The sequence below is a fragment of the Mycolicibacterium peregrinum genome (genome assembly GCF_001665625.1).
In the GTDB taxonomy this organism is placed as follows: domain Bacteria; phylum Actinomycetota; class Actinomycetes; order Mycobacteriales; family Mycobacteriaceae; genus Mycobacterium; species Mycobacterium peregrinum_B.
Genome location: NZ_LZSY01000137.1, coordinates 17923 through 30018, shown reverse-complemented (window position 1 = coordinate 30018; position 12096 = coordinate 17923). Strand labels below are relative to the sequence as shown.

Sequence of the window (12096 nt, the reverse complement as noted above, 5' to 3'; positions counted from 1 at the left end):
CTCGTTCTGGCGGACCTGGGTGACGATCGCCATGCCCAGCAGGATGCACAACAACACCCCGAGCGCGCCGAACACCAGCTGCGAACGGCTGCGGCGCACGATCCGCAGATTCCGGAACCGGCGTGGCGAGACGTCGGCGGGCATCTCGTGGCGGCCGTGGTGTTCGGCGCGCTCGGGGTGTTGTTGTGCATCCTGCTGGGCATGGCGATCGTCACCCAGGTCCGCCAGAACGAGTCAGGAGATTCGCTGGAGACCGCGCGCCCGGCGGATCTGCTGGTGCTGCTCGACTCCCTGCAGCAACGTGAGGGCTCGCTCAACACCGAGGTGGCCGACCTGCAGCGGACGCTGCAGCAGCTGCAGGCCTCGGGCAGCAGCGACCAGGCCGCGATCGAGAATGCCCAGTCCCGGCTGGAGGCCCTGGCCATCCAGATCGGCACGGTGGCCGCCACCGGCCCCGGCGTGACGCTCACCATAGAAGACAACGCGCCCGGTGTTCCCGCCGAGACCATGCTCGATGTGATCAACGAGTTGCGCGCCGCGGGCGCCGAGGCCCTTGAGATCCGCGGCGGCGATCAGCAGGCCGCCGTTCGGGTCGGCATCGACACCTGGATCGTCGGCACCCCCGGGGCGCTCACCGTCGACGAGGTGACCCTGCGGCCGCCGTATTCGGTTCTGGCCATTGGGGACCCGCCGACCCTGGCCGCCGCGATGAACATTCCCGGCGGGGCAATGGACAGCGTCAAGCGTGTCGGCGGCACGATGGTGATACAACAAGCCGAGCGTGTCGACGTCACCGCCTTGCGGCAACCGAAACCACGCCAATACGCTCAGCCCGTCAAGTGAGCACAGCAACACCAACCGCCCGACAATAAGGAGCGCCGTGAGCGACATCCCAGCCGACCTCTACTACACCTCGGAGCACGAGTGGGTACAGCGCACCGGTGACGACACGGTGCGCGTCGGCATCACCGACTACGCACAGTCCGCCCTCGGCGATGTGGTGTTCGTCCAGCTGCCCGACGTCGGCGCCCAGCTGGCCGCCGGCGATGCGTTCGGCGAGGTCGAATCCACGAAGTCCGTGTCGGATCTCTACGCTCCGGTCGCGGCGAAAGTCGTTGCGGTCAACGGTGATCTGGACGGCAGTCCTCAGCTCGTGAACTCCGACCCCTACGGCGAAGGCTGGCTGGTCGATCTGCGGCTCGAGGAGGGCACGCTCGAGGACGCCCTGGCCGGTTTGCTCGACGCGGACGGCTACCGCGCCGCCGTGACCGAGTGAGGAATTGTTAGGGTTTCGAAGGCCGGTCGCCGAGACCGGTTCGGCCGTACCCGGCGCGCAGATATCTTCCCCATCGGATCCGGCGGTGGTGGACACAACGATGCCTGATGCGCGGTACGGTCGACGTGAGACCGACGATGGGCTGGGGCCGCGCCGGCCAACGCCACAGCAGCCAGTGAGGAGCAGCGGGTGACGGACAAGGACAGCAATTTGGGGGCCGACCAGTCGGAAGACGTGACGGTGGAAACCACATCGGTTTTCCGCGCGGACTTTTTGAACGAACTGGATGCGCCCGCAACGGCAGGTACCGAAGGCGCCGTCTCCGGCGTCGAGGGCCTGCCCGCGGGTTCGGCATTGCTGGTCGTCAAGCGTGGACCGAACGCCGGATCGCGTTTCCTGCTCGATCAGCCGACCACGTCGGCCGGGCGGCACCCGGACAGCGACATTTTTCTCGATGACGTCACGGTGAGTCGTCGACACGCCGAGTTCCGGTTGGAGAGCGGTGAGTTCCAGGTTGTCGATGTCGGCAGCCTCAACGGTACGTACGTCAACCGCGAGCCGGTTGATTCGGCGGTACTCGCCAACGGCGACGAAGTGCAGATCGGGAAGTTCCGCCTGGTGTTCCTCACCGGTCCCCGGTCTGACGACGACAGCGGCCCGACCAGCTAGCCGATGACTGCCCCCGACAGACCTGCGCTGGCCGGGATGTCGATCGGCGCAGTGCTGGACCTGCTGCGGGGCGACTTTCCGGACGTCAGCATCTCCAAGATCAGGTTCCTCGAGGCCGAGGGACTGATCACGCCGCAGCGCACCGCGTCGGGGTACCGCCGGTTCACTGCATACGACTGTGCGCGGTTGCGGTTCATCCTGACTGCTCAGCGTGACCAGTATCTGCCGTTGAAGGTGATCAAGGCGCAGTTGGACGCCCAGCCCGACGGTGAATTGCCGGAGGCCGGATCGGCCTACGCGGTGCCCCGACTGGTCGGGGTGTCCGAGAGTGGGGGCGAGGGAGTGGACGGCGCCGCCGGCTTGTCGGCGGTGGCGCCGACACAGGTCCGGCTCTCCCGTGAAGACCTGTTGACCCGGTCGGGCATCGACGAGGAGATGCTGGGGGCGTTGGTTCGCAACGGCATCATCACCGCCGGGCCCGCCGGGTTCTTCGACGAGCATTCCGTGGTGATCGCACAGTGCGCACGTGCCCTGGGCGACTACGGCGTCGAGCCCAGGCACCTGCGGGCATTTCGCTCCGCGGCAGATCGGCAATCCGACCTGATCGCCCAGATCGCCGGCCCGGTGGGCAAGGCGGGCAAGGCCGGCGCGCGGGACCGGGCCGATGACCTGGCCCGTGAGGTGGCCGCCCTGGCGATCACTCTGCACACGTCGCTGATCAAGTCCGCCGTACGCGACGTTCTGGATCGCTGAGGACTAGACTCGTTTCGACGGCCAGTTCGTCTAAGTCGGGACCCCTGAGGCGAACTGGCGAAGGACGAAAGATTCGACGAAACGGCACGGCGGTGCGGAGGGCAGGCACAGATGGCTGAGGTTCGCGTGGTCGGCATTCGAGTGGAACAGCCGCAGAACCAGCCCGTGTTGCTGTTGCGGGAATCCAACGGTGACCGCTATCTCCCGATCTGGATCGGGCAGTCGGAGGCCGCCGCGATCGCGCTGGAACAGCAGGGCGTCGAGCCCGCCCGGCCGCTCACTCACGACCTGATCCGAGATGTCATTGCCGCCCTTGGACATTCACTCAAAGAGGTGCGGATCGTCGACCTGCAGGAAGGCACGTTCTACGCCGACCTGATCTTCGACCGCGACATCACGGTGTCGGCCCGGCCTTCGGACTCGGTGGCGATCGCTCTGCGCGTCGGCGTGCCGATCTACGTGGAGGAGGCGGTGCTGGCCGAGGCCGGCCTGCTGATTCCCGACGAGAACGACGAAGAGGCTACGGGCACCGTCCGTGAGGACGAGGTCGAAAAGTTCAAGGAGTTCCTCGACAGCGTTTCGCCGGACGACTTCAAGGCGACATGACTGTCGCCCGCGCCTTGCAGGTCACGGGTACATCTCAAGTGGGTATACCGGTGTCGACACGCGGCGCGGGAGACAATCGGGCGGGAATTCGGGCGCCATACTTTCATCGCAGCGGGCAATCACGGCTCGGCGGGAAGCGTATGCTCGACACATTCGAGCTCGCAGCAAACCGTCGCGGAAGAGATGGCTGCGCTGCAGGACATGGCACTACGGTGCGGGCGAGTTCGATCGGCGAGAGGATTCACAGTGGGTGACACGCCACGGCAGGAAGAGCTGGATCTGACCACCGGGAGCGGCGCGGAGCCGCCTGTCAGGCCAGCTGGCGAACCCGTGCAGGGTGGGCTGTTCCCCGATGACTCGGTGCCGGACGAGCTGGTGGGCTACCGCGGTCCCAGCGCCTGCCAGATCGCCGGTATCACCTATCGGCAGTTGGATTACTGGGCGCGCACCTCCCTGGTGGTCCCGTCCATCCGGGGCGCCGCCGGCTCAGGCAGCCAGCGTCTGTACTCGTTCAAGGACGTCCTGGTCCTCAAGATCGTCAAGCGGTTGCTGGACACCGGCATCTCGCTGCACAACATCCGGGTTGCGGTCGATCACCTGCGCCAGCGTGGCGTCCAGGATCTGGCCAACATCACCCTGTTCTCCGATGGCACCACGGTCTACGAATGCACCTCGGCCGAAGAGGTCGTGGATCTGCTGCAGGGCGGCCAGGGCGTGTTCGGCATCGCGGTATCCGGCGCCATGCGCGAGCTGACCGGCACCATCGCAGACTTCCCGGGCGAACGTGCCGACGGCGGCGAATCCATCGCATCGCCCGAGGACGAGCTGGCGTCGCGGCGAAAAAGCCGCGACCGCAAGATCGGCTGATCCTCCGCCGCGTACAGACACCTAGGTTCCCCTCGACCGTCGTTGAGGGGAACTTTTGCTGGGAGCCGTCCCGCTTGCGGGGGAACTGTTCGCGAGCACCGGTGCGCTGCCGGTAGAATTGCCGACGCATCGCCCTCGCGCGGGAGAGTTTCGTGACAGCCAGCCACGGACGCCGAAGGAGCAATACCTCTCCGTCAACCTCTCAGGCCCCCAGGACCGCGTCAGGCCCCGATGCCTCTGGAAAGTGGTGCCCATGGGCACCCGCCCATGGGGAAAGGTCCTGTAGCCGGGGCTGAATCTCTCAGGCGCCCGGACCGGGTCGACGACAGAGGGAGAGGGACGCCTACGACGTTTCATCACGTCTGCGCCTCAGGAGAGTGTCGTGTCCGACCAGCATCAATCGCGTTTCGCCGATCGTCACATCGGCCCGGACGCCACTGCCGTTGCCACCATGCTCGACGTGATCGGCGTGGCATCGCTCGACGAGCTCGCCGCCAAGGCGCTGCCCGCAGGCATTCTCGACGCGCTGGCGTCCGACGGGATCGCCCCGGGCCTCGAAGCTCTGCCCGCGCCGGCCACCGAGGAGCAGTCCCTGGCCGAGCTCCGGGCGTTGGCCGACTCCAACACGACCGCGGTGTCGATGATCGGTCAGGGCTACTTCGACACGTTCACGCCCGCCGTGCTGCGGCGCAACATTCTTGAGAACCCGGCGTGGTACACCGCCTACACCCCGTATCAGCCCGAGATCAGCCAGGGCCGGCTCGAGGTGCTGCTGAACTTCCAGACCATGGTGAGCGACCTGACCGGACTCGAGGTGGCCAACGCCTCGATGCTCGACGAAGGCACCGCCGCGGCCGAAGCCATGACCCTCATGCACCGCGCGACCAAATCCAAGACGAACCGACTGCTGGTCGACACCGATGTGTACGCGCAGACCGCGGCGGTGCTGGCCACGCGCGCGCAGCCGCTCGGCATCGAGATCGTCACCACGGACCTGCGCCAGGGATTGCCCGAGGGTGAGTTCTTCGGCGTCATCGTGCAGCTGCCGGGAGCGAGTGGCCGGGTGGACGACTGGACGGGGCTGATCGGCGAGGCGCATGAGCGTGGCGCACTGGTGGCGGTTGGCGCGGACCTGCTCGCGATGACGGTGATCACCCCGCCGGGCGAGATCGGGGCCGACGTCGCCTTCGGGACCAGCCAACGGTTCGGTGTGCCAATGGGATTCGGCGGCCCGCACGCCGGCTATCTGGCGGTGCACGCCAAGCATGCCCGGCAGCTGCCGGGCCGTTTGGTCGGTGTCTCCGTCGACGCGGATGGGTCGCCGGCCTACCGACTGGCGTTGCAGACCCGTGAGCAGCACATCCGGCGGGACAAGGCCACCAGCAACATCTGCACCGCGCAGGTGCTGTTGGCCGTGATGGCCGCGATGTACGCCAGCTACCACGGTGCCGAAGGGTTGACGGCGATCGCCCGCCGCGTGCAGGGCCATGCCGCCGCGATCGCGGCCGCACTCGGCGATGCGCTGGTGCACGACAAGTACTTCGACACCGTGCTGGCCCGGGTTCCTGGACGCGCTGACGCGGTGGTCGCGGCGGCCAAGGCCAAGGGCATCAACCTGTGGCGCGTCGACGCCGACCACGTGTCGGTGTCCTGCGACGAGGCGACGACCGACGAGCATGTGGCCGCGGTCCTGGAGGCTTTCGAGGTGGCACCCGCCGATGCCGCTGCCAACGCAAGTGGGGCTGTGGCGACGCGGACCTCGGATTTCCTGACGCATCCGGCGTTCAACTCCTACCGCACCGAGACCGAGATGATGCGGTACCTGCGGATGCTGGCGGACAAGGATATTGCCTTGGACCGCAGCATGATTCCGTTGGGTTCCTGCACGATGAAACTCAACGCGGCGGCCGAGATGGAGCCGATCACCTGGCCCGAGTTCGGCCGTCAGCACCCGTTCGCGCCGGCATCGGACAACCCGGGCCTGCGCAAGGTGATTGCCGATCTGCAGGACTGGCTCACCGGGATCACCGGCTACGACCAGATTTCGTTGCAGCCCAACGCCGGTTCCCAGGGGGAGTACGCCGGTCTGCTGGCGATCAAGGCGTACCACGACTCGCGCGGCGATACCGAGCGCGACCTCTGCCTGATCCCGTCGAGCGCGCACGGCACCAACGCCGCCTCGGCTGCGCTGGCCGGCATGCGCGTCGCGGTGGTGGCCTGCCGTGAGAACGGTGACGTCGACCTCGACGACCTCCGGGCGAAGATCGCCGAACATGCGGATCGTGTTGCGGCGCTGATGATCACCTATCCGTCGACGCACGGGGTGTACGAGCACGACGTCGCCGACATCTGCGCGGCGGTGCACGACGTGGGCGGCCAGGTCTACGTGGACGGCGCAAACCTCAACGCGCTCGTCGGGTTGGCCCGGCCGGGCCGCTTCGGTGGCGACGTCAGTCATCTGAATCTGCACAAGACCTTCTGCATCCCGCACGGTGGTGGCGGCCCCGGTGTCGGGCCGGTCGCGGTGCGCTCACATCTGGCGCCGTTCCTGCCGGGCCATCCGCTGGCCGACGAGCTGCCCGATGAGCACACCGTCTCCGCAGCGCCCTACGGGTCGGCCTCGATCCTGCCGATCACCTGGGCCTACATCCGGATGATGGGGGCCACGGGTCTGCGCGCAGCGACGCTGACCGCGATCGCGTCGGCCAACTACGTGGCCCGCCGCCTCGACGAGTACTACCCGGTGCTCTACACCGGGGAGAACGGGATGGTCGCCCACGAGTGCATCCTGGACCTGCGCGGGATCACCAAGGACACCGGCGTGACCGTCGATGATGTGGCAAAGCGCCTGGCGGACTACGGTTTCCACGCACCCACCATGAGCTTCCCGGTGGCAGGCACGTTGATGGTCGAGCCGACCGAGAGCGAGAGCCTGACCGAGGTCGACGCGTTCTGCGACGCGATGATCGCCATCCGCGCCGAGATCGACCGGGTCGGCTCGGGGGAGTGGTCAGCCGAGGACAACCCGTTGCGCGGCGCCCCGCACACCGCCGAGTGCCTGCTGGTGACGGACTGGGATCACCCGTACACCCGCGAGCAGGCCGCGTACCCGTTGGGCAAGGGATTCCGCCCCAAGGTGTGGCCGCCGGTGCGTCGGATCGACGGTGCCTACGGCGACCGGAACCTGGTGTGCTCCTGCCCGCCGGTCGAGGCGTTCGCCTGACAGGTCGGTTTCTACATCAGGGTTGTGCCCGGTCGCTCCGCACAACCCTGATGTAGAGAATGGCGCGTCCCCGATGTGGAAAATGGCGCGTCACGGCGTCACGGCGTCACGGCGTCACGGCGTCACGGGTGCGGTACTGCGGATCAACCCAGCATGGTGTTGACCGCGCTGGCCAGCTCGGGTGAGGTCGAGCTGGCCAGATGCTGGTAGGTGCCGCTGGTGGCCTGCGCGACGGCCTCCCACGTGGCCCGGTCCGAGCCTGTACCGAAGTCGATCACGTTGACCGCGATCGGACGGGCCGGGTCGAATGCGCCGCGGATGTAGTCCTGCAGCCCGGGCCCATCCAGACTCTGATCGGTGTGTGGTCCGGTGGTGATCAACAGGATTGAGTTGCTCTGGCCCTCACGGTATTTCGACAGCGCTTCGGTATAGAGCATGCGGAGCGTGGTGAACGACACCGCGCCGCCGCCCGAGGCGGACTGCTCGTCGAGCGTCGAGATCAGCGCATCGGAGCGCCGCTGTCCGTTGACCGGCTCGGCCAGCGGGCCGGTTGAAATCTCCGACCGTCCCTCGGTGCCGTCAAAAGTCCAGAGGCCGACCGCGGCGGTATCGGGCAGTGCCTTGAGCCGGCCGTCGAGCGCGGCCACGACGTTGGCCAGGCGCGACTTGCCACCCTCTTCGGTCGGCATCGACTGGTCGAGCATGATCGTGACCGCGGGGTTCCCCGACGGCGTGGCAGTGGCGTTGGCCAGCGTCACCCGCATCGAGTTGTCGCCCACCGACAGCGGTGCCGCGAGCTGGCTGAAACTGGTGACATCGCTGGATGGCGGCGACGTGCCCTCGGCGCGGAACCCGGCCTTGGCGAGTTCGGCGAGCTGCTCAGGCTTGCGCAGGTAGCGGGCGAACTCGCTGGCCGCAGTGACCTGTTCCTTCTCGAGCCAGTCCCCGGACAGCAGCACTGTCGGATAGTCGGCGGTGGCGGTGGGACCCGGCGGCAGCCAGCCGGCCAACGAGGACTTGACGTTGTCGACCGAGGTGGCCCGCTGGAACAGTTGCTGCTCAGTGGTGGCCACCGCGTGCACCGGCGCGGTCGCCGCATCGGGGGCGTTGAGCAACGCGTCGAAGGCGGTGCCCAGCTCGGAGTCGTCGAGTTTGGGCTGCCCGTGGAACAGGCTGTTCACGCCGCTCATACCGGACGTGGCCGGCGCACCCGAAGGAGCCGTCGCCGCGGCGACGGCCTCGGCAGCGAGCAACGCGGCATCGCCATTGCTATGGGTCGGCAGGGCAAGTTTGAGCGTGCCCCAACCGGGCAGCTTGAGCGCGTTCATCGCCGCCGGGCTGCTTTGCAGCTGGGGAAGGGTGGCCCAGGTCTGTTGTGCCAGGGCGTCTTTGAGCTGCGGACGGACCGCAAGTAGCACCGGCGAGGTGACCAGGGACCGGCTGTCGCTGACAGTCTTGGCGCCCGCGGTCGCCTCCAGCCGTGCCTCGGCGATACTGCTGGCCGGAATCCACAGTGCCGGACGGTCGCCGAGCTCGCTGGGCCACGCGTTGGCGAAGCCACTGATCACGCGATCAGAATCGGCGGACTGCACGCGCACCTTGACGCAGCGGTCGCCCACCGGGCTGACCGACTCGTTGTACGTGTTGGCCAGTCCCTCGATGCGGGAGGAGATGGTCGGGTCGGCGATCACGGCGACCCCGAGTTCGCCGTCGACACAGCGCGCGGCTGCAGCGTCGCTGCGGCCGGCGAGCATGTCACCGAAGAACTTCCACAGGATCATCGCGCCGACCACGGCCACCACGGTGACCAGTGCGACGATCACACCGACGCTGACACCTCGGCGCCCGGACTCGACTGCGCGGTGGCTGCCGGTCCACTCACCGTCCCACTCGCCACGCTGGCGGCTGGTCGGACCGGTCGGCGGCGGCGGATCACCGACACCGCCGACCGCACCGAACTGGGCGGTCGGCTGATCGTCGGCATACTCCGCGTCGTAGTCGTCGGCGGCGTACTGGTCGCGGTAGCCGTCGACGTACTCGTCCTCGAACCCGTCTTCCTCTACGTACTCGGCTTCGTCGTAATCGGCGTACTCCGAGTCGTGATAGTCCGATTCGTAGTCGTCGTCTCCGTCGGCGTACTGCGGTGCGCGGTACGCGGGTTCGGGTTCGGCGCGGTAGCCGCGGTCGTCCCGGTAGCCCGGCTCGTCCCGGTAGGCAGGTGCGTCCCGGTACCCGCGATCGGGCTGACGCCCGGGCGTGTCGAAGTCGTCTTCGGCGTACCGGGACTGCTCGCCGCGGGGACGGTCGTAATCGTCCCGGTAATCGGAGTCCCCGACGTGCCCGTGATCGGGCTCGTCGGGTGCATCCTCAGGGTCGGGAATGCTGTGCCTGCCCATTCCTAACCCCTGTACGTCTCGCGCCGACTAGTCATCCGGACCCGCCGAAGTCTAATCACTTCCCCGCGGTGCTCGCTTTGAACTCGCGGCGGCGCCGGTGCAGGATCGGCTCGGTGTAACCGTTGGGCTGCGCTGCTCCCGACAGGATCAGCTCCTGTGCCGCGCCGAACGCGATGCTGGCATCCGGGTTGGGCGCCATCGGCAGGTAGTCGGGATCACCGGCGTTCTGCTCGTCGACGACTGCGGCCATCCGGCGCAGGCTGGCCTTGACGTCCTCTTCGGTGATGACGCCGTGACGCAGCCAGTTGGCCAGCAGCTGGCTCGAGATCCGCAGGGTCGCGCGGTCTTCCATCAGCGCGACGTTGTGGATGTCGGGCACCTTCGAGCAGCCGACGCCGGCATCGATCCAGCGGACCACGTAGCCCAGGATCGACTGGCAGTTGTTGTCGACCTCTTCGTGGATCTCCTCGGGCGACCAGGTCAGTGAGGAGTCCGCCAGCGGGATGGTCAGCAGCTCTTCGATGGTGGCACGCTTCTTGCCGGTCAGTTCCTTCTGCACGGCCTCGACGTCCACCTGGTGGTAGTGCATCGCGTGCAGGGTGGCAGCGGTCGGCGAGGGAACCCAGGCGGTGGTGGCACCGGCCTTGGGCTGGCCGATCTTCTGCTCGACCATGTCGGCCATCAGATCGGTCATGGCCCACATGCCCTTGCCGATCTGGGCCTTGCCGGCCAGGCCGGTGGCCAGGCCCACGTCGACGTTGTTGTCTTCGTACGCCTTGATCCACGGCTGGGCCTTCATGGCGCCCTTGCGGATCATCGGGCCGGCCTCCATCGAGGTGTGGATCTCGTCGCCGGTGCGGTCGAGGAAGCCGGTGTTGATGAACACCACTCGGTCGGCGGCGGCCTTGATGCTGGCCTTCAGGTTGACCGTGGTGCGGCGTTCCTCGTCCATGATGCCGACCTTGAGGGTGCCGCCGGGCAGGCCGAGCACGTCCTCGACACGACCGAACAGCTCACAGGTGAAGGCGACCTCGTCGGGGCCGTGCATCTTGGGCTTGACGATGTAGACCGAGCCGGTGCGGCTGTTCTTCAGCGGGCCATTCGCCTCGTCGTCCTTGAGCCCGTGCATGGCGATCAGGCCGGTGAACAGCGCGTCCTGGATGCCTTCGGGGATCTCGTTCCCATCAACGTCCACGATCGCGTCGTTGGTCATCAGGTGCCCGACGTTGCGCACGAACAGCAGGCTGCGACCGGGCAGGGTGAGCTCACCCTCGCCGTCCGGAGTGGTGAAGGTGCGGTCCGGGTTGAGCACGCGGGTGAAGGTCTTGCCGCCCTTGGCGACTTCTTCGGCCAGGTCGCCCCGGTTCAGGCCCAGCCAGTTGCGGTAGCCGAGCACCTTGTCGTCGGCGTCGACGGCGGCCACCGAGTCCTCGAAGTCCATGATCGTGGTGATCGCGGATTCCAGCACGACGTCCTTGATGCCCGCGGCGTCGGTGGAGCCGATGGGGGAGTCCGGGTCGACCAGGATCTCGATGTGCAGGCCGTGGTTGGCCAGCAGCACCGACCACTGCGGCTGGCCGAGCTCACCGGTGTAGCCGACGAACTGCTCGGGGGTGCCCAGGCCGGAGGACAGGCCGTCGCCGTACTCCACCAGCAACTGGCCTTCGTCGATCTTCAGGCCGGTGGCCTCGGCCCAGGTTCCCGCGGCCAGCGGCACGACCTCGTCCAGGAAGTTGCGGGCGTAGGCGATCACCTTGTCGCCACGGACCTTGTTGTAGCCCGAGCCCTTCTCGGCGCCGTCCTCTTCACTGATGACGTCAGTGCCGTACAGCGCGTCGTACAGCGAGCCCCAACGGGCATTCGCGGCGTTGAGCGCGAAGCGGGCGTTGAGGATCGGCACCACGAGCTGCGGACCGGCCGTCGAGGTGATCTCGTCGTCGACGCCTGAGGTGGTGATGGTGAAGTCGGCGGGCTCCGGCAACAGGTAGCCGATATCGGTGAGGAACTGCTTGTAGGCCTCGGGGTCGACCGGCTCGAGCACATGAGCGCGGTGCCACTTGTCGATCTGCGCCTGCAGATCGTCGCGACGGGCCAGCAGGTCCTGATTCTTCGGGGTGAGGTCAGCGACGACCTTGTCCACACCGGACCAGAAGCTGTCCGGGTCGACGCCGGTGCCCGGCAGTGCCTCGTTGGTGATGAAGTCGTGCAGCACCTGTGCCACGCGCAGGTTTCCGACAGTCACGCGATTGGTCATGCGCGTTTCCTCCCTCGGCTCCAGGCACCGTGCGGTGCCTGCCGTTTATCCA

The 12096-nt window shown here is 67.4% G+C and carries 9 protein-coding genes and 1 riboswitch; of the genes, 7 read left to right on the top strand and 2 right to left on the bottom strand.

Annotated features, from left to right (window positions below; all coding sequences use genetic code 11):
• Positions 1–108: 108 nt before the first annotated feature.
• From A5779_RS22130 to gcvP, 7 genes are all read left to right on the top strand, one after another.
• Positions 109–843, top strand: a complete 735-nt coding sequence (locus A5779_RS22130; protein WP_064885656.1) for a DUF881 domain-containing protein — start codon at positions 109–111, stop codon at positions 841–843.
• A 37-nt stretch (positions 844–880) separates the two neighbouring features.
• Complete coding sequence (gene gcvH / locus A5779_RS22125) at positions 881–1276, top strand: glycine cleavage system protein GcvH (RefSeq protein WP_055114551.1); 396 nt, start codon at positions 881–883, stop codon at positions 1274–1276.
• A 189-nt stretch (positions 1277–1465) separates the two neighbouring features.
• Positions 1466–1945, top strand: a complete 480-nt coding sequence (gene garA, locus A5779_RS22120; protein WP_055114548.1) for a glycogen accumulation regulator GarA — start codon at positions 1466–1468, stop codon at positions 1943–1945.
• 3 nt (positions 1946–1948) lie between these two features.
• Positions 1949–2698, top strand: a complete 750-nt coding sequence (gene ftsR, locus A5779_RS22115; protein WP_064885654.1) for a transcriptional regulator FtsR — start codon at positions 1949–1951, stop codon at positions 2696–2698.
• A 111-nt stretch (positions 2699–2809) separates the two neighbouring features.
• Positions 2810–3304 (top strand): bifunctional nuclease family protein, encoded by a 495-nt coding sequence (locus A5779_RS22110; RefSeq protein ID WP_064885652.1) that lies wholly within the window; start codon positions 2810–2812, stop codon positions 3302–3304.
• A 246-nt stretch (positions 3305–3550) separates the two neighbouring features.
• Positions 3551–4171 (top strand): MerR family transcriptional regulator, encoded by a 621-nt coding sequence (locus A5779_RS22105; RefSeq protein ID WP_036387126.1) that lies wholly within the window; start codon positions 3551–3553, stop codon positions 4169–4171.
• A 130-nt stretch (positions 4172–4301) separates the two neighbouring features.
• A riboswitch (glycine riboswitch) is annotated at positions 4302–4400 on the top strand.
• A 153-nt stretch (positions 4401–4553) separates the two neighbouring features.
• Complete coding sequence (gene gcvP, locus A5779_RS22100) at positions 4554–7394, top strand: aminomethyl-transferring glycine dehydrogenase (protein WP_064885649.1); 2841 nt, start codon at positions 4554–4556, stop codon at positions 7392–7394.
• 143 nt (positions 7395–7537) lie between these two features.
• On the opposite strand, the gene A5779_RS22095 is transcribed toward gcvP, so the two are convergent.
• Together A5779_RS22095 and A5779_RS22090 are read right to left on the bottom strand one after the other, a co-directional pair.
• Positions 7538–9790, bottom strand: a complete 2253-nt coding sequence (locus A5779_RS22095) for a substrate-binding domain-containing protein (RefSeq protein WP_064885647.1) — start codon at positions 9788–9790, stop codon at positions 7538–7540.
• Positions 9791–9845: 55 nt separating this feature from the next.
• Positions 9846–12044 (bottom strand): malate synthase G, encoded by a 2199-nt coding sequence (locus A5779_RS22090; RefSeq protein ID WP_064885645.1) that lies wholly within the window; start codon positions 12042–12044, stop codon positions 9846–9848.
• Positions 12045–12096 lie beyond the last annotated feature (52 nt).